19 protein-coding genes are annotated in these 17,207 nt (G+C 54.4%); 17 read left to right on the top strand and 2 right to left on the bottom strand.

From position 1 onward, the window contains the following. The 17 genes from AC6F7T_RS14500 to AC6F7T_RS14420 form a co-directional block, all read left to right on the top strand. The coding region (locus tag AC6F7T_RS14500) for a DHHA1 domain-containing protein (RefSeq protein WP_500720004.1) at nucleotides 1-121 on the top strand (121 nt) is incomplete at its 5' end. A 1-nt stretch (nucleotide 122) separates the two neighbouring features. Then, nucleotides 123-1,238 carry a response regulator gene (locus AC6F7T_RS14495; RefSeq protein ID WP_500720001.1) on the top strand — a complete coding sequence of 372 codons (1,116 nt, stop codon included), beginning with the start codon at nucleotides 123-125 and terminating at the stop codon, nucleotides 1,236-1,238. Between the two features lie 201 nt (nucleotides 1,239-1,439). Further along, nucleotides 1,440-1,970 carry an ATP-dependent protease subunit HslV gene (gene hslV, locus AC6F7T_RS14490; RefSeq protein WP_500720000.1) on the top strand — a complete coding sequence of 177 codons (531 nt, stop codon included), beginning with the start codon at nucleotides 1,440-1,442 and terminating at the stop codon, nucleotides 1,968-1,970. Then, nucleotides 1,967-3,295, top strand: coding sequence for an ATP-dependent protease ATPase subunit HslU (hslU, locus tag AC6F7T_RS14485; protein WP_500719998.1), 1,329 nt, complete (start codon nucleotides 1,967-1,969; stop codon nucleotides 3,293-3,295). The genes hslV and hslU overlap by 4 nt, the downstream gene beginning before the upstream one ends. 84 nt (nucleotides 3,296-3,379) lie before the next feature. Next, nucleotides 3,380-4,267, top strand: a complete 888-nt coding sequence (argB, locus tag AC6F7T_RS14480) for an acetylglutamate kinase (protein WP_500719997.1) — start codon at nucleotides 3,380-3,382, stop codon at nucleotides 4,265-4,267. After that, the gene (locus tag AC6F7T_RS14475; protein WP_500719995.1) at nucleotides 4,267-5,481 is read left to right on the top strand and encodes an acetylornithine transaminase; all 1,215 of its coding nucleotides are present in this window, start codon (nucleotides 4,267-4,269) and stop codon (nucleotides 5,479-5,481) included. The genes argB and AC6F7T_RS14475 overlap by 1 nt, the downstream gene beginning before the upstream one ends. Continuing rightward, the gene (gene argF, locus AC6F7T_RS14470) at nucleotides 5,478-6,389 is read left to right on the top strand and encodes an ornithine carbamoyltransferase (RefSeq protein WP_500719994.1); all 912 of its coding nucleotides are present in this window, start codon (nucleotides 5,478-5,480) and stop codon (nucleotides 6,387-6,389) included. The genes AC6F7T_RS14475 and argF overlap by 4 nt, the downstream gene beginning before the upstream one ends. A 4-nt stretch (nucleotides 6,390-6,393) precedes the next feature. Beyond that, on the top strand, nucleotides 6,394-7,131 hold the full coding sequence (locus tag AC6F7T_RS14465) for an RDD family protein (RefSeq protein WP_500719992.1): 738 nt from the start codon (nucleotides 6,394-6,396) through the stop codon (nucleotides 7,129-7,131). Nucleotides 7,132-7,334: 203 nt separating this feature from the next. Further along, on the top strand, nucleotides 7,335-8,555 hold the full coding sequence (locus AC6F7T_RS14460) for an argininosuccinate synthase (protein WP_500719990.1): 1,221 nt from the start codon (nucleotides 7,335-7,337) through the stop codon (nucleotides 8,553-8,555). A gap of 115 nt (nucleotides 8,556-8,670) precedes the next feature. After that, a complete protein-coding gene (gene argH, locus AC6F7T_RS14455) occupies nucleotides 8,671-10,047 on the top strand; it encodes an argininosuccinate lyase (RefSeq protein ID WP_500719989.1) in 1,377 nt (458 codons plus the stop codon). Continuing rightward, nucleotides 10,047-10,205 (top strand): LPS translocon maturation chaperone LptM, encoded by a 159-nt coding sequence (gene lptM / locus AC6F7T_RS14450; protein WP_500719987.1) that lies wholly within the window; start codon nucleotides 10,047-10,049, stop codon nucleotides 10,203-10,205. The genes argH and lptM overlap by 1 nt, the downstream gene beginning before the upstream one ends. 109 nt (nucleotides 10,206-10,314) lie before the next feature. Then, a complete protein-coding gene (gene dapA, locus AC6F7T_RS14445; RefSeq protein WP_500719986.1) occupies nucleotides 10,315-11,190 on the top strand; it encodes a 4-hydroxy-tetrahydrodipicolinate synthase in 876 nt (291 codons plus the stop codon). Nucleotides 11,191-11,216: 26 nt separating this feature from the next. After that, nucleotides 11,217-12,020 carry a 4-hydroxy-tetrahydrodipicolinate reductase gene (dapB, locus tag AC6F7T_RS14440; RefSeq protein ID WP_500720002.1) on the top strand — a complete coding sequence of 268 codons (804 nt, stop codon included), beginning with the start codon at nucleotides 11,217-11,219 and terminating at the stop codon, nucleotides 12,018-12,020. Nucleotides 12,021-12,088: 68 nt separating this feature from the next. Further along, a complete protein-coding gene (locus AC6F7T_RS14435; protein ID WP_500719984.1) occupies nucleotides 12,089-13,324 on the top strand; it encodes an LL-diaminopimelate aminotransferase in 1,236 nt (411 codons plus the stop codon). 35 nt (nucleotides 13,325-13,359) lie between these two features. Continuing rightward, nucleotides 13,360-13,860 carry a ferritin-like domain-containing protein gene (locus AC6F7T_RS14430; protein WP_500719982.1) on the top strand — a complete coding sequence of 167 codons (501 nt, stop codon included), beginning with the start codon at nucleotides 13,360-13,362 and terminating at the stop codon, nucleotides 13,858-13,860. A 360-nt stretch (nucleotides 13,861-14,220) separates the two neighbouring features. Continuing rightward, nucleotides 14,221-14,724 carry a GNAT family N-acetyltransferase gene (locus AC6F7T_RS14425; RefSeq protein ID WP_500719980.1) on the top strand — a complete coding sequence of 168 codons (504 nt, stop codon included), beginning with the start codon at nucleotides 14,221-14,223 and terminating at the stop codon, nucleotides 14,722-14,724. A 3-nt stretch (nucleotides 14,725-14,727) separates the two neighbouring features. Next, nucleotides 14,728-15,852: a M20/M25/M40 family metallo-hydrolase gene (locus tag AC6F7T_RS14420; protein WP_500719979.1), complete on the top strand. Its 1,125-nt coding sequence runs from the start codon at nucleotides 14,728-14,730 to the stop codon at nucleotides 15,850-15,852. 14 nt (nucleotides 15,853-15,866) lie between these two features. Here the strand turns inward: AC6F7T_RS14420 and AC6F7T_RS14415 are convergent, their stop codons facing one another. Both AC6F7T_RS14415 and AC6F7T_RS14410 read right to left on the bottom strand, forming a co-directional pair. After that, entirely contained in the window at nucleotides 15,867-16,277 is a 411-nt protein-coding gene (locus tag AC6F7T_RS14415; protein WP_500719977.1) for an NINE protein, read from the bottom strand. Between the two features lie 161 nt (nucleotides 16,278-16,438). Beyond that, a partial coding sequence (locus AC6F7T_RS14410; RefSeq protein WP_500719976.1) for a S1 RNA-binding domain-containing protein occupies nucleotides 16,439-17,207 on the bottom strand: 769 nt, incomplete at its 5' end.

Here is a 17,207-nt window from a genome sequence, read left to right as displayed (position 1 = left end):
CGGCGGGCGCGGCGGCGGACGCCCCGAACTGGCCCAGGCCGGCGGCCCCTTGACGGACAAGCTCGACGAGCTGGTCGCGGCGGCACCAGAACACCTGAAACTGCTACTTGGGAACGTCTGACATGCCTGCCAATGGCAATGGACAACCGGCAAGAAAACTGTTGATTGTCGACGATGAACCCCTGATCCGCGATCTCTGCGCCAGTGTCTTCGATACCTATAAGGTACTGCAGGCGGAAGACGGTTTCGATGCGTTGAAATTTCTCAACCACGAGGACGTCGACATCGTGTTGACCGACGTCAATATGCCCAACATTGACGGTCTGGAGTTTCTGCGTATCGTCCGCCAGGAACAGCCTGATCTTCCGGTCATCCTGATGACCGGCTATTCCGACAAGGAACTGGTTCTTAACGCCCTTAAAGCCGGAGCGGATGATTTCATCACCAAACCGATCAGCGTCCTGCAATTGACTACGACGGTAGAAAGAGTTCTCGAACGTCACGCCCTGCGCAGTGAGATTGCTGATTTGCGCCATATTGACCGCCTCAAAAACGAATTTCTCGGGCTGATTTCCCACAAGTTGAAAACCCCCACCACCGCTATTTCCCTGTTTCTCCAAAATCTTGCCGAAGGGGTGGAAAGCCCAAAAGATGAAAACTTCCTCCAGGTTCTGACCATGGTTCAGGCAGAATCGACCTATCTGGAAAAACTGATTCAGGACCTGCTCTATTTCAGTGAAGCGACCTTGCAGGAAGATGAAATGACCCTTGAACTGACGGACCTCGGTCAGGTCACCACGCAGGTCATCGAGGAACTGCAGCCGACGGCCCTTGGGAATGCACAACAGATAAACACGCAGATCCCTGTCCCCATGTCCGATCCCTTGTTATTGGTGCATCCGCAAAAAATTCATTTTGCCGTCCGCGCCCTGCTCGACAACGCGATCAAATTTACCCCACAGCAAGGAATTATTGACGTGCGTGGCGATCAACAGGGGAATCGGGTCAGGCTCACCTTTAGGGATAACGGCATTGGCATTCCCGAACCGGAACTGGCTAAAATTTTTAATAAGTTTTATCAAATTGACCCGCATAGCACCGGTCAGGTGCGCGGTTTTGGGCTGGGGCTCTACTATGCCCGCAATTTTATTCGCGCCATGGGCGGGCAGCTGCAAATCGACAGCCGACCCGGAATTGGTACGACGGCGACCATCGAGTTCCCGCTGCCGGAAAAATAACCCACAAATCGTTCCAGCCTTGCTGCAGTCGCGGTAAAAATCGTTTTTCTGCACCCTGCCAACCCCCTTATTAAAGCCTTGTGGACAGGCGACATTGGCCTTTTTAATTGGGGCGTTTTTGTGTTATGGTGCATCTTTTGTTTGTCGCTGCAACAGCTTGCATTCCTGTTGTCATTAGGACTCATTTTTATGGAGCCATTCATGTTTAAAGGCACAACCATCTGTTCTGTTCGCCACAACCATCAGGTCGCCCTGGGTGGCGACGGACAGGTCAGCCTCGGCAATACCGTGATGAAACACGGCGCGCGAAAAATCAGGCGGTTGTATGAAGATAAGGTATTGGCGGGGTTCGCCGGTAGCACGGCTGATGCCTTCACCCTGTTTGAAAAGTTTGAGGCCAAACTCCAGGAGTTTCGCGGTAACCTGCCCCGAGCTGCCGTCGCGCTGGCCAAAGATTGGCGCACTGACCGCATTTTGCGGCGCCTTGAAGCCCTGCTGATTGTCGCCGACAAGGATGTCACCCTGATTATTTCCGGTGCCGGTGATGTCATTGAACCCGATGACGGAGTGGCCGCCATCGGTTCCGGCGGCAGCTTTGCCCTCGCTGCAGCGCGTGGGATGGTCGCCCATTCGACCCTTGATGCTGCCGGCATCACTGAAGAAGCCCTGAAAATTGCCGCAGACATCTGTATCTACACTAACGACCGGATTGCTATCGAGGTACTTTCTTGAACAACTTTACCCCCCGCGAAATTGTTTCTGAACTGGATCGCTACATCATCGGCCAGAAAGATGCCAAGCGCGCCGTCGCTGTGGCCTTACGCAACCGCTGGCGCCGCCAGCAGGTACCGACCGAGTTACGAGATGAGATCGCTCCGAAAAATATCATCATGATCGGCCCGACCGGCGTTGGCAAAACCGAAATCGCCAGGCGCCTGGCCAAACTCGCCCAGGCACCGTTCATCAAGGTGGAAGCGAGCAAATTTACCGAGGTCGGCTATGTCGGTCGCGATGTCGAGAGCATGGTGCGCGATCTGCTCGAATTGGCCATTAACATGGTTAAGGCGGAAGAAACCGCAAAAATGCAGATCAAGGCCGAGGCCAATGCCGAAGAACGACTGCTGGACCTGCTCCTGCCCGGCGAAACTGACCGTTCTCCCGACAAAGAGGAACAGCGCCAGGGCACCCGTGACCGCCTGCGTAAATTGCTGCGCCTGGGAGAACTGGACGAGCGTTTTGTTGAGCTCGATGTCGAAGTCAGCAGCTTGCCGGCCATGGGGATTTTCACCCCCCAGGGGAACGAGGAACTGGGGTTTAACATCAAGGAAATGTTCGGCAACCTTTTCCCCAAAAGCGCCAAACGCAAACGTGTCAAAGTCAACGAGGCGCGCGACATTCTAACCGCGAGCGAAGCGGAAAAACTGGTCGACATGGAGAACGTTACGAACCTGGCCAAAGAGCGTGCCGAACAAAGTGGGATCATCTTCGTCGACGAAATTGACAAAATTGCCAGCCGCCAAGGGATACATGGGCCGGAAGTCTCACGCGAGGGGGTGCAGCGTGACATTCTGCCGATTGTCGAAGGAAGCACTGTCAACACCAAGCATGGTGCCATCAAAACCGACCATATTCTGTTTATCGCCGCCGGTGCCTTCCACATGGCAAAACCCTCGGATCTAATTCCCGAACTCCAGGGACGCTTCCCGATCCGCGTGGAACTGGACAGCCTCGGCGAAGATGATTTTTACCGAATTCTGACCGAGCCCAAAAACGCCCTGATCCGCCAGTACCGTGAGCTGATGAAAACCGAATCCATCGACCTGCAGTTTGATGATTCAGCCATCCGTGAAATGGCTAAAATTGCCAAAATGGTCAATGAAAACACGGAGAATATCGGCGCTCGCCGCCTGCACACAATTATGGAAAAACTCCTGGAAGACCTCTCTTTCAACGCGCCTGAACATTCCGGCGAAAAGGTGATGATCGGCGCCGAACAGGTGCGCGAACGTCTGGCAAAAATCAGCCAGAACGAAGATCTGTCGCGCTATATCCTGTAGATAATTGGTGTGCTCAAAACTTGTGAACAGCAGGCAACAGCACCACATCGGGCGAGAAAAGACGAAAGATTAAAGGAAACAACGATGCAAGAATTGATTGCCAAAGCCAATGTCCTGATGGAAGCTCTGCCGTGGATTCGGCGCTTTTACGGTGCCACCATCGTGATTAAGTACGGCGGTAACGCCATGGTTGAAGAGCGCCTGAAAGAGGGTTTCGCCCGCGACATTATCCTGATGAAATATATCGGCCTTAATCCCGTCGTTATCCATGGTGGTGGGCCACAGATCGGCAAGGTTCTCGAGGCGATGAAGATCCAGAGCCACTTTGTTCAAGGAATGCGCGTCACCGACAGTGCGACTATGGATGTAGTGGAAATGGTGCTCGGCGGCAAGGTCAATAAAGAAATTGTCTCCAACATCAACCGTCACGGCGGCAATGCTGTCGGCATTACCGGCAAGGATGGCGGCCTGATCCGCGCCCGCAAGATGGAAATGACCGCCATCAACCCCGAGTCCCTGACCCCGGAAATTATCGATATCGGCATGGTTGGCGAGGTAGAACAAGTCAATCCCGCCATCATCAAGGCCCTGGAAAGCAATAACTTCATCCCGGTCATCGCCCCGATTGGTGGCGGCCTTCAAGGGGAAACCTACAATATCAATGCCGACCTGGTTGCGGGCCGGATTGCCGGGGCCCTGAACGCCGAAAAGCTGATTCTGCTGACCGATGTCGAAGGGGTCAAGGACAAGGATGGCCGCCTGATTTCGACCATCGATATCCTGCGTGTTCCTGACCTGATCAACAACGGCACCATCTCCGGTGGCATGATTCCCAAGGTCAACTGCTGTGTCGATGCCATCGAGGATGGGGTCGCCAAAACCCATATCGTCGATGGTCGGATGGAGCATGCCTGCCTGCTGGAAATCTTCACCGACAAGGGGATCGGAACCGCCGTGGCGAGGTACAAATAATGACCACCTCCGACCAATGGATTGAGCAGGGTCTGACCACGGTTGCCGGCACTTACGGGCGTTACCCGTTGGTGGCAGTACGGGGCGAAGGCTGCTGGCTGACCGATAACGACGGCAAGCGTTATCTCGATTTTCTCGCCGGAGTGGCAGTCAATAACCTCGGTCACTGTCATCCGGCGGTGGTGGACGCCATCCGTGAACAGGCCGGCACCCTGATCCACTGCTCCAACTTCTATCATATTCCGGCCCAGATCGAACTGTCGCGACTGTTATGCAAACATTCCTTCGGCAATCGGGTATTTTTTTGTAATTCCGGGGCTGAAGCCAATGAAGCAGCGCTCAAACTGGCCCGCAAATGGAGCAGCGACAACTTCAGCCCGCAGCGCCACGAAATCATCTCCACTATCGCCTCTTTCCACGGGCGCACCCTGGCAACGGTCAGCGCTACCGGACAGGAAAAAGTCCAGGCCGGTTTTGCCCCGTTGCTCCCCGGCTTCAAGCATGTTGCCTTTGGTGACATCGAGGCTCTGCACCAGGCGGTTGGGCCCAACACTTGCGCTGTCCTTCTCGAGCCGATTCAGGGCGAAGGAGGCATACGCATTCCACCCTCCGGCTACTTCAAGGCGGTTCGTGAACTCTGTAACGAGCGCCGGCTGCTGTTGATTGTTGACGAAATCCAGACCGGCCTCGGTCGGACCGGGAGCCTGTTTGCCTATCAACAAGAAGAGATTGAGCCCGATGTCATGACCCTGGCCAAAGCCCTGGGTGGCGGGGTCCCCATCGGTGCCATGATCGCCCGCGCCCCCTACTCCGAAGTCCTCGGCTCCGGCACCCACGGCTCCACCTTCGGCGGCAATCCACTGGCAACGGCCGCTGCTGTGGCCGCCTTTAACGAGCTCAACAGGCCCCAACTACTCCAGCACTGCAACGCTGTCGGAGCTTTTTTTATTGAGCACCTCGAACAACTTCGAGAGCGCCACCTTGTCATCCAGTCGGTTCGTGGCCGCGGCCTGATGATCGGCGTTGAACTGAGCTGTGAAGGGGCTCCTATAGTCAACAAAGCGCTGGAACGTGGCCTGCTGATCAACTGTACCGCCGGCAATGTACTGCGTTTTGTCCCACCGCTGATCATCAGCCGCACCGAGATCATGCAAGCAATCGACATTCTGGATGCCATTTTAAGTGAACATAGTGCAGGAGCAACAACAGCATGAAAAAAGATTTCCTCTCCCTCTCCGACTGGTCATTAAGTGATCTTGAGAGCATTTTTGCCCTGACCCGTGAGCTGAAGACCAAGCAGCAGCACCGCAAACCTCATCGCTTGCTGGAAGGAAAAACCCTGGCGATGATCTTTGAAAAAAGTTCCACCCGTACCCGGGTCTCCTTCGAGGTCGGCATGTATCAACTGGGTGGCCACGCCCTGTTTCTCCATTCCGGCAACACCCAGATGGGGCGCGGCGAACCGATCCGTGACAGCGCCAAGGTCATGGCGCGCTACTGCGACGGTATCATGATCCGCACCTTTGCCCACTCTATCGTTGAAGAATTTGCGGCCCACAGCAGCGTGCCGATTATCAACGGTCTTACCGACCTGAATCACCCCTGTCAGCTGATGGCCGATCTGTTCACCGTCAGCGAACACCGTCCTGATTATCGTGAGCTCGTTTATTGCTGGATTGGCGATGGCAATAATATGGCCAACAGCTGGATCAATGCCGCGTCAGTGTTCGGGTTTGAGCTGCGTATCGCTACCCCGCAAGGCTACGAACCGGATGCCGGCGTTGTTGAAAAAGCCCGCCAGGCTGGTGCCCGTCTGATGCTGACCAACGACCCGCGTGAAGCGGCAGCAGGTGCTGACATTCTTAACACCGATGTCTGGGCGAGCATGGGCCAGGAAGGGGAACAACAAATCCGCGCCAAAGACTTTGCCGGATTCCAGATAAACAGTGAACTGCTTGGTATCGCCGCCAGGGATGCCCTGGTCATGCACTGCCTGCCAGCCCACCGCGATGAGGAAATTACCAACGAGGTGATGGAGGGACCGCAATCGATTATATTTGACGAAGCGGAAAATCGTCTCCACGTTCAGAAGGCCATTATGGCCACCCTGATGGCAGGTTAAAACAATGAAATTAACCTGCCCCCACTGTGAATACAGCCGCACCATCGATCCGCAACAGATTCCTGCCGGCACAATCCGGGTCAAATGCCCCTTGTGTGCAAAGGCATTTGAGCTGCCGCAGCAACAGGATCAGCAGGAACAGAACGAAACACAGGAGATCGGTGAATCTGTCCGACACGACGAACAACCGCAACAACAAGCCGAAGAGGATTCACCTGCTGCCCCTCAGCAGCCATCGGTAAACAAGCCATGGCAGCAGAACGGAGCACCTTCGCATCCGCCCATGCCCGGGGTATACTCCAACCCAATGGATGCAGTACCCAAAGCAACCTTCTGGATGCGCGCCGTCGCTACCCTGGTCGATGCTGCCATTGTTTTCGGTCTGCAGATGATCCTTGGCGGGATATTAGCCCTGGCCGGCACGGTAACCGTGGTTGGCAGTGATGGCGGCGGTGGTGAAACCGCCTTTATCGTCCATTTCTTCAGCTACCTGATCAGTTTTACCTATTACATCTTTTTCACCGGCTACTGCGGCCAGACCCCGGGCAAAATGGTGTTGCGCATCAAGGTCGTGCGTCAGGACGGCTCTCCGATCAGCTACGGGCGCGCGGCTTTTCGTGAGGTGCCGGCGAAGTTTCTGTCAGGTATTATTTTCGGTATCGGCTACCTGATGGTGATCTTTGACGAACAGAAACGTGCCCTCCATGATCGTTTGGCAGACACCTACGTCATCAAACTTTGATGGCGTCACAAAAAATCGCCAACTGCTGCATTGCTGCAATCGTCTCACTGCTTCGACGTACATAAGTACGCCTCATTGTTCGACAATTGCGCGCCTTGCATTTGACGTTTTTTGCCTAGCCATCTACTTTAGGGTGTTTTGTAACTACATCAAACGTTAGCGGTGGAAGTTTCCACCCTTTTTCACCCACAGGAGTATCTATAATGAGCAAAAAAGGACAGGTTAAAAAAGCGGTTCTGGCTTATTCAGGAGGGCTTGATACCTCCATTATCCTTAAATGGCTGGTAGAGGAATACGGCTGCGAAGTCGTTGCCTACTGCGCCGATCTCGGCCAGGGGGAAGAACTGGATCATGTTCCTGACAAGGCCAAAAAAACCGGTGCCTCTTCCTGTCATATCGTCGATTTGAAGGAAGAATTTGCCCGCGACTTTGTTTTCCCCATGTTCCGGGCCAACGCCATCTACGAGGGACGCTACTTCCTTGGCACCTCCATTGCCCGTCCGCTGATCTCCAAGGCGCAGATGGAGATTGCCGCCAAGGAAGGGGCGGACGCCGTTTCCCATGGTGCCACCGGCAAGGGCAATGATCAGGTGCGTTTTGAAATCGCTTATTACCATTTCGATCCGGCGATCAAGGTCATCGCTCCCTGGCGTGAGTGGGACATGAAGAGCCGTAGCGCACTGGAAGCGTACGCCAAAAAACACGGCATTCCGGTTCCGACCAGTAAAAAGTTCCCCTGGAGCTCCGACCGCAATCTGCTCCACATCTCCTTTGAAGGGGATGTTCTCGAGAATCCCTGGGCCGAAGCACCGGAAGAAATGTACGTGCTTACCGTGCGCCCGGAAGATGCTCCCGATCAAGCGGAATTTGTTGAAATCGCGTTTGAACAGGGGGACGCTGTGGCGGTGAACGGCGAGCGTCTGTCGCCGGCCAAGCTGATGGCCAAGCTCAATGAACTGGGCGGTAAGCACGGCATCGGTCGCGTCGACCTGATGGAAAATCGCTACGTCGGCATGAAAAGCCGCGGTGTCTATGAAACCCCCGGCGGCACCATCCTCGAAGAAGCCCACCGGGCAGTGGAATCGATCACCATGGACCGTGAGGTCATGCACCTGCGCGACTCTCTGGTACCGCGCTATGCCGCTATGATCTACAACGGCTACTGGTTCGCTCCCGAGCGTCTCGCCCTGCAAGCCCTGATCGATAATACCCAGCAGACCGTCAACGGCAAAGCGCGGATCAAACTCTACAAGGGGCACTGTCGCGTTGTCGGCCGCGATTCAGCCACTGACAGTCTGTTCAATGTCGACTTTGCTACCTTTGAGGCCGATGAGGTCTACAACCAGGCCGATGCGGAAGGCTTCATCAAGCTGAATGCGTTGCGCTTGCGGATTGCGGCGATTCAGCGGGCAGCTAAAAAATAATAAGTCACGTTGCCACCAAGGCACCAAGGACTCCAAGAAAACCAAATGGGATTGCCCCCTTGGTGCGCTTGGTGCCTTGGTGGCTGAGTTTTTGTCCAGCAAGAAAGAGTGAAAAATGAGCAGCAAACTATGGGGTGGTCGCTTCACCCAACCGACCGACAAATTTGTCGAGGAATTCACCGCCTCCATCGCATTCGATCAGCGTCTTTATCGCTACGATATCCAGGGCTCAAAAGCCCATGCCGAGATGCTCGGACGTCAGGGAATTATTGCTGTCGATGAAGCGCAGCAGATCATCGCCGGCCTTGACGCGATCCTTGCCGAGATTGAGGCCGGCAAGATCGAATTCTCCGTTGCCCTCGAAGACATCCACATGAATATCGAGGCGCGGTTGATCGAACGGATCGGTCCGGTCGGTGGCAAACTGCACACCGGGCGCAGCCGCAACGATCAGGTGGCGCTCGATATCCGCCTCTACCTGCGCGATGAAATTGACACGATTCTGGGATATCTGGGCAAACTTGAGCAATCGCTGATCCACCAGGCGCAGAACCATCTGGATGTCATCATGCCCGGCTATACCCATCTGCAAACCGCCCAGCCGGTGCTCTACAGCCATCACCTGCTCGCTTATCGTGAGATGATCGCCCGTGATACCAGCCGCCTGCAGGATCTGCGCAAACGTTTTAATGTTCTGCCCCTGGGCGCGGGAGCCCTGGCCGGTACCACCTTCCCCATCGACCGCGAGTGGGTGGCGCAGCAGCTTGGTTTTGATGGTGTCACCCGCAACAGCCTTGACAGCGTGTCTGATCGCGACTTTGCCATTGAGTTCTGCGCCTGTGCCGGAATCCTGATGATGCACCTGTCGCGTTTGTCGGAAGAACTGATCCTCTGGTCGAGCGCCGATTTCAACTTTATTGAACTGTCGGATGCTTTTTGTACCGGCAGTTCGATCATGCCACAAAAGAAAAACCCGGATGTACCGGAACTGGTGCGCGGCAAAACCGGCCGGGTTTACGGCAACCTGATCGCCCTCTTGACCCTGATGAAGTCCCTGCCGCTGGCCTATAACAAAGACATGCAGGAAGACAAGGAACCCCTGTTTGACACCATCGACACGGTTAAAGGGAGCCTGAAGGTTTTCGCCGACATGATTGCTGAAATGCGGGTCAAAAGTGACAACATGCGTATTGCGGCAGCGCGGGGATTTTCGACGGCAACCGATGTTGCCGATTACTGTGTGCGCAAAGGGATGCCCTTCCGTCAAGCCCACGAGGTGGTTGGCAAGACGGTGCGCTATTGCGTTGAAACCGGCAAGGATATCCCTGAGTTGACTCTGGAAGAATTTCGCAGCTTCTCTGCATTGATTGACCGGGACATTTATGATTTCGTTACCCTCGAAGCCTCGGTCAACGCCCGCAAGGCCACCGGCGGCACCGCCCGCACCGCGGTGGAACGGGAACTGGCGCGGTTGAACGGCGGGGTAATCTGATGCGCCTACAACTGATTCTGGTCCTGATCATTAGCGCGCTGTTGCTGTCTGCCTGCGGCACAAAGGGGCCCGTTCGTCCGGTCAACAAGGCAGCGGTTGAGCAACCTGCCGCGCCCCTGGAGGAAAACTCCGGCGAGCAAAAAAAACAATCTAACTGACTGTTTTATATGTTTTTTATTGCATCCGTGAATGCCACTGCCCTTTACTTTGCCCAGCCAGTATGTTAGCAATATCGGCGTCCACTTTTCTTTTTTATTGGAGGAGAATATGTTTCACGGATCCATGACCGCCCTCATCACCCCCTTTGATGAACAGGGGAACCTTGATGAAGAAAGCTACCGCCAGCTGATCGAATTCCAAATCGAAAACGGTACCGATGTGATCGTCCCCTGTGGTACCACCGGAGAGTCAGCTACCCTCAACTATCATGAACACAACCGGGTGATCGACGTCTGCATCGCCCAGGTCAACAAACGGGTCCCGGTTGTTGCCGGAACCGGCTCCAACTCCACCGCCGAGGCGATTGAGATCTCACGCCATGCCAAAGAAGCCGGCGCTGACGGTTTGCTGCTGGTGTCGCCCTACTACAACAAACCATCGCAGGAAGGGATCTATCAGCATTATAAGGCGCTTGCCGAGCAGGTCGCCCTGCCGCAGGTCCTTTACAATGTGCCTGGTCGTACCGGCAGCAACATAACTGCTGCGACCACTATCCGCCTGGCAGAATTCAAGCAGATTGTCGCCATCAAGGAAGCCTCCGGCGATGTTACCCAGGCCAGTGAAATTATCGCCAAAGCCGGTGACAAGATCGATGTCCTGTCCGGTGATGATTTCCTCGCCCTGCCGCTGATGGCCTGCGGCGCCAAAGGGATTATTTCCGTGTCCGCCAACATTATCCCCAGACAGGTCAAGCAGATGGTGGTGGCAGCGCAGGAAAATCGCTGGGACGATGCCAGAAAGCTGCACCTGCAACTGCTGGATGTTCACCAGGCCATGTTCATAGAGGCCAATCCGGTACCGGTTAAAACCGCCGCCTCTTTAATGGGCAAATGTCGTCCTGCAGTGCGGCTGCCCCTGGTTGGCCTGCAGCCTGAAAACCTGATCAAGCTCAAAGAAGTCTTAAGCAAGCACCAACTGATTTGAACAGCTTCGCAACACAAGGAAAAATCATCATGAATGTTGCCATCATCGGCGCCGCCGGGCGCATGGGTACGCGCCTGATCCAGGCGGTGTGTGAAACAAAAGGGCTTACCTTATCTGGCGCTGTTGAACGGGATGGTCACCCACAACTGGGGATGGATGCCGGACTGATTGCCGGCGCCGGCAATATCGGCGTCCCTCTGACCAGCGAACTTGATGCTGCGGTTGCAACAGCCGATGTCCTCATCGATTTTACCTTCCCGGAAGTGACCCTGAACAATCTCGCCGTCTGCGCACGGCACGGCAAGATGCTGGTCAGCGGCTCAACCGGCTTTACCCCTGAGCAGAAACAGCAGGTCGAGGAGTTTGCCAGGACGATTCCTGTGGTGCTGGCGCCCAACATGAGCGTCGGCGTCAATGCCTGCTTCAAGCTGCTCAAGGAAGCCGCCAGGATCCTTGGTGATGATTTCGATGTCGAAGTTGTCGAACTGCACCACAATAAAAAGAAGGACTCCCCTTCCGGCACTGCAGTGCGCATGGGCGAAGTGGTCGCTGAAACCCTTGGGCGTGATTACAACCAGGTCGCTAATTATCACCGTGAGGGAATGTGCGGTGAACGCAGCCACGCCGAAATCGGCATGCAAACAGTGCGCGGTGGCGATATTGTCGGTGAGCACACAGTCTATTTTATCGGCATGGGAGAACGCATCGAGATCAGTCATCGCGCCATGAGCCGTGATATGTTCGCCCGCGGCGCTGCCCGCGCCTGCCAGTGGCTGGAGGGTCAACCGCCAGGACTGTATGATATGCAGGATGTGCTGGGGCTACGCTAAAAAACCGTACTGATATTTTCATGTCCCGAATCATTTCATTGTATTTTACCAGAGAGAAAGTTCTAAACATGGCACGTATCAATGATCACTATCTGAAACTTAAAGCCGGTTACCTGTTCCCTGAAATTGGTCGCCGGGTAACTGAATTCAGCAAAGCAAACCCGCAAGCCAAGGTCATTCGCTTAGGGATTGGCGATGTTACTCGTCCCCTCGCGCCGGCGGTTATTCAAGCTTTCCATCAGGCCATTGATGATCTTGCAACAACAGAAAACTTCGCCGGTTACGGCCCGGAACAAGGCTATGAATGGCTGTCACAGGTGATTATCGACAAAAGTTATAAGCCGTTGGGTGTTGAGTTGACTACCAACGAAATCTTCATTTCCGACGGTTCCAAGTGCGACTGTGCCAACATTCTCGACATCTTTGCCCTCGATAACATTGTTGCTATCGGCGATCCGGTCTATCCGGTCTACAACGACACCAACGTCATGGTGGGGCGCACCGGTGAAGCTGATGAAAAGGGCTACTATAAAGGGATCGTCTACATGCCCTTTACCGCCGAAAATAACTTTATTCCCGATCTGCCCAAGGAAAAAGTCGACATCATCTACCTGTGCTTCCCCAACAATCCGACCGGCACCGTCGCCGGCAAGCAAGAGCTGAAAAAGTGGGTCGATTACGCCCGTGCCAATGATGCCATCATCTTCTTCGATGCCGCCTATGAAGCCTTTATCACCACCCCCGACATCCCCCACTCTATTTACGAAATTGAAGGTGCCAAGGAGTGTGCCATTGAGTTCCGCTCCTTCTCCAAAACCGCCGGTTTTACCGGTGTGCGCTGCGGCCTGGTGGTGGTGCCGGAGCAACTCACCGGAACGACTGCAAGCGGCGAAAAGTACAGCATCAACAAGCTCTGGAAGCGCCGCGTCACTACCAAGTTCAATGGGGCTTCCTACCCGGTACAGCGTGCTGCGGCTGCGGTCTACTCGGATGAGGGCTGGCAGCAGACCCGTGACATCATCAATTACTACATGGAAAACGCCCGGATTATCCGTGAAGGACTACAGGCCGCCGGTATCGAATGTTATGGTGGCGTCGATGCTCCCTACATCTGGCTAAAAACCCCTGAAGGGCTAAGCAGCTGGGATTTTTTTGATAAACTGTTAAACGAATGCCACGTTGTCGGCACGCCGGGCAGCGGTTTCGGGCCCAGCGGCGAAGGCTATTTCCGTCTTTCGGCTTTTGGCGAGCGCAGCAATGTCGAGACTGCTGTACAACGGATTCGTGACACCTGGGGCAAGTAGCAATCCACCCCGACAATCATTAAGGAGATATTGTTATGCATGAGAAAAGTGTCGTTCTGCTCAACCAGGCTGTGGCCGAGGAAATCACTGCTCTGCACCAGTACATGTATTTTCATTTTCACTGCGACGACCAGGGCTATGACCTGCTCGCCGATCTGTTTAAGAAAACCGCCATCGAGGAAATGATGCACGTTGAAAATCTGGCCGAGCGCATCCTCTTTCTCGGCGGCGACGTCGAGATGAAGGCCTCCGGTGACGTAAAGAAGGTGACCGAGGTCAAAGAAATGCTGCAGATGGCCAAGGCCATGGAAGAGCAGAGTGCCCTCGACTATAACCGCTGGGCGAATGAGTGCGGCAACAATGCCGACTCGGTATCAAAGAGACTGTTTGAACAGCTGGTTGTTGATGAAGAACGCCACTACGATCAATATGACAACGAGATTGATAATATTGCCCGCTTCGGCACGGAATACCTGGCCCTGCAGTCGATTGAGCGCAGTAAAGCCCGCCGCACCATGGGTGGCGCAGCCGGATAACCGCTATAACAAGGCACCCTGTTCAAGGGTGCCTTGTTATTTCAAATCTCAAATCCAGTATCTGCAGGGTGAGAAAAAGATAGTCACCTGCTACAGACTCCCCCCATGCCGCAACGACCGACTCATCTGCAGCGGTGTTAATATGCCGTTAACCCGTTTGAAGGAACTGGAAAACAACAGCGACGACGGATTGCCTGTTCCCATCACCGCCACCGGTATATCAAAAAACCGTATCCTCGACTACCGGACAAAATTTATCGCAAACATTGTACAAAGGAATCTTATCTTGGCTAGGCTTTTCTGCTATCTATGAGTATTGATTCTGATTTTACCCTTTTACAATTGCTGATGGTGCCCGCAATGAACAAAGAAGAATTTGCTGACGAACTGGATATCCGCCAGATGACCATTGACGATATGGCGGCGGTATTTCACCTGGGAGAACGGTTGTTCACCTCCGACTTTTCACCCAGCATGTATCGCACCTGGGATGAGTACGAAATTACCACCCTGTTCAACTCCGACAGTGAACTCTGTCTGGTGGCCGAATTAGCGGACGAAATTATCGGTTTTGCCCTGGGAACCACCGTCGAAAAGCAGCATTCGTCATGGAAATATGGCTACCTGGTCTGGATCGGCGTTCGCCCTGGTCTGCAAAAGGGGGGAACCGGTCAAAAGTTGTTCGATGAACTTAAAGGGCGTATGAAGGATCAAGGGGTACGGATGATTATTATTGATACCGATGCCGACAACCAGGCCGGTATTCGCTTCTTTGAAAAACTTGGCTTCGGTCATATCCAGAAACACGTCTATATGACCTTGAACCTGTCTCGTTCACGCAAAAAAAAGAGAAAAAAGGACTAGCTGATGACATCGCGCCTCGAACAGGTTTGGCATAATATTGATCCTGACCGCCTGAAAAAAAACCTCATCGACATGATCGATATTTATTCCCCTTCCGGCAAAGAGGAGGATATTCAGCTGTTCCTTGAAGAGCAGTTACGCGCCACTGGAACCCAGGTGCGACGCCAGATCGTCGATGAAGAAGAGCGCTTCAATCTGATTGCCACCATGGGCAGTGACAGCCCTGACCTCTATCTGGTCGGCCATGTTGATACGGTTCCCGCCTGGGATATTGATGAGTATGCAGCGGTTGAAGAATGGGGCGTTATTCGGGGCTTAGGCAGTGCTGACATGAAAGGTGGCTGCGCTGCCATGGTGGAAGCCTGGACCGCCCTGGCCACCCTGCCGGAAGATCAGCGTCCGTCCCTCGGGCTGCTCTTGGTTGTCGGTGAGGAGGAGAATGGTGACGGCAGCGCCCGGTTTCTTGAAGAGTGCTGCCCGCGTTCGGTGATTATCGGTGAACCGACCGCCCTGCTCCCGGCCTTCGACCACTACGGCTATTTGGAGGTCACCCTCATCACCCAGGGGCGGCGCATCCACTCCTCCCTGCCGGAACTTGGGCACAATGCCATCGAGTCGATGCTGCGGGTACTGTTGCAGATCGAACGATCAACCGCATTTCGTCAGCAGGCGACCAAACTGGTTTATTCAATTCGTGAAATGAGCTCATCGCGGGCAGGATTTGTCGTACCTGACCGTTGTGAAGCGATGATCGACCTGCATCTGTCGCCCGATTTAAGCCCGGTGACGGTGCGTACCATCATCGAAAAAACCCTGGAGCAGGCCCGCAGTTCAATCAAAGGGCTGGATCTTGAGGTGGTTTTTAACTTTGAGGCCGGTGGCTATCAACTTGCGCCGGAGGACAACACCATCAGCATTCTGGAAGAGGTTTATCCGCGCCTCAACCTGCCATTAAATCTGGTACCCTTTCGCTCCCATTCAGACGGCAACCTGTTTTTTCAGGCCGGCAGCAAACCGCTGATCCTCGGTCCCGGCTCCCTCGAAACTGCCCATACCGCCGATGAACAGACCAGTTTTGCCGAGGTTGAAGATGCCGCGCGGATCTATGCCGCCCTGGCGTTGAGATAAGAAATAGCAGAGGCTCAGACGATCTGGATAAATTTATGACGATTGACCTCATCCACCTGTTCGTTGAGGGTCCAGAAATCATAGAGATAGCCGATGAGAAACAGGCCGCCGGTAAAAAACCAGATGAGTCCGGTGATCCACTTGCCCAGATAAAAGCGGTGCACCCCGAAGATACCGAGGAAGGTCATGAGAATCCAGGTGACGTTATAGTCTTTGATGCCATGACTGTAGCGCAGATCGGCGTCCCGATCCATTCCGGGAATCAGAAACAGATCAACAATCCAGCCGATAAAGAACAGACCCAGGGTGAAAAAATAGATGGTGCCGCTGATGGAGCGTCCGTAGTAAAAACGGTGTGACCCCATAAACCCGAAGATCCACAGGACATAGCCGATCAGCAGTGAGTGGGTTTTTTCGCCGTACATAACTTCTCCTATTGTAACTATTTTAAACCCATCCTTGTTGCCGGGTCGGGGGTCCTGTGACAAGGGTGTCTGTCGCCATGGACGGCGACAGTCAAGCGGTCATGGATGACGAAAAGCGTCCCTTGACATAGGATCCCCGATCCGGCTCCAACCGACAACTCCTATTTCTTCTTGCTCACCCGAAATCCCGACTTTTTCAGCGCTGCGGCCAGATTCGTCGGTCCCGCCGGAGCAGAAGTCTGCTGCTTGTTTTGCGCTTTAGGGCTCATCGTATCCTTGCTTGAACGCATAGCGACCGGCTTCTCCCTGTTAACCTCGCCACTACGCATCGTCAGTGAAATCCGCTTACGCTGGGTATCCACCTCCAATACCCGTACCTGCACCTGCTGGCCAACCTTGACCACGTCAGCGGGGTTTTTGATAAAGCGATCGGCGAGCTGGCTGACATGCACCAGCCCATCCTGATGAACGCCGATGTCGACAAAAGCGCCAAAAGCAGCAACGTTGGTGACGATACCACTCAGGGTCATCCCCTCCTTAAGATCATCCATGCCGGTGACATCGTCACGAAAACTACTGGCAACAAAGGATTCACGCGGATCACGACCGGGTTTTTTCAGCTCGGCGACAATATCGCGCAAGGTCGGTAGACCGACATCCTCACGCACATAGGCTTTCAGATCAATCTGATCGAGCAGCTCCGGGCGACGGATCAGGGTCGCCACATCAATCCCCACGTCCCTGGCCATGGTCGCTACTAACTGGTAGCGCTCGGGGTGAACCGCGGTATTATCGAGGGGCTCACTGCCCTGACGAATGCGCAGGAAACCGGCGGCCTGTTCAAAGGCCTTCTGACCAAAACGGGGCACCTTGAGCAACTGTTTGCGGGTAGCAAAAGCCCCCTGCTCATCACGATAGCGGACAATCCCT

Source organism: Pelovirga sp. (assembly GCF_059864205.1).
This window is presented reverse-complemented; position numbering and strand designations above follow the sequence as displayed.

What these genes read in the sequence shown, in the direction of transcription:
- argB (WP_500719997.1), top strand. Translation starts at nt 3,380, where the DNA reads ATGCAAGAATTGATTGCCAAAGCCAATGTCCTGATGGAAGCTCTGCCG.
- AC6F7T_RS14415 (WP_500719977.1), bottom strand. Translation starts at nt 16,277, where the DNA reads ATGTACGGCGAAAAAACCCACTCACTGCTGATCGGCTATGTCCTGTGG.
- dapA (WP_500719986.1), top strand. Translation starts at nt 10,315, where the DNA reads ATGTTTCACGGATCCATGACCGCCCTCATCACCCCCTTTGATGAACAG.
- AC6F7T_RS14460 (WP_500719990.1), top strand. Translation starts at nt 7,335, where the DNA reads ATGAGCAAAAAAGGACAGGTTAAAAAAGCGGTTCTGGCTTATTCAGGA.
- AC6F7T_RS14495 (WP_500720001.1), top strand. Translation starts at nt 123, where the DNA reads ATGCCTGCCAATGGCAATGGACAACCGGCAAGAAAACTGTTGATTGTC.
- AC6F7T_RS14435 (WP_500719984.1), top strand. Translation starts at nt 12,089, where the DNA reads ATGGCACGTATCAATGATCACTATCTGAAACTTAAAGCCGGTTACCTG.
- AC6F7T_RS14465 (WP_500719992.1), top strand. Translation starts at nt 6,394, where the DNA reads ATGAAATTAACCTGCCCCCACTGTGAATACAGCCGCACCATCGATCCG.
- AC6F7T_RS14420 (WP_500719979.1), top strand. Translation starts at nt 14,728, where the DNA reads ATGACATCGCGCCTCGAACAGGTTTGGCATAATATTGATCCTGACCGC.
- argH (WP_500719989.1), top strand. Translation starts at nt 8,671, where the DNA reads ATGAGCAGCAAACTATGGGGTGGTCGCTTCACCCAACCGACCGACAAA.
- argF (WP_500719994.1), top strand. Translation starts at nt 5,478, where the DNA reads ATGAAAAAAGATTTCCTCTCCCTCTCCGACTGGTCATTAAGTGATCTT.
- AC6F7T_RS14430 (WP_500719982.1), top strand. Translation starts at nt 13,360, where the DNA reads ATGCATGAGAAAAGTGTCGTTCTGCTCAACCAGGCTGTGGCCGAGGAA.
- hslV (WP_500720000.1), top strand. Translation starts at nt 1,440, where the DNA reads ATGTTTAAAGGCACAACCATCTGTTCTGTTCGCCACAACCATCAGGTC.
- lptM (WP_500719987.1), top strand. Translation starts at nt 10,047, where the DNA reads ATGCGCCTACAACTGATTCTGGTCCTGATCATTAGCGCGCTGTTGCTG.
- AC6F7T_RS14425 (WP_500719980.1), top strand. Translation starts at nt 14,221, where the DNA reads ATGAACAAAGAAGAATTTGCTGACGAACTGGATATCCGCCAGATGACC.
- AC6F7T_RS14475 (WP_500719995.1), top strand. Translation starts at nt 4,267, where the DNA reads ATGACCACCTCCGACCAATGGATTGAGCAGGGTCTGACCACGGTTGCC.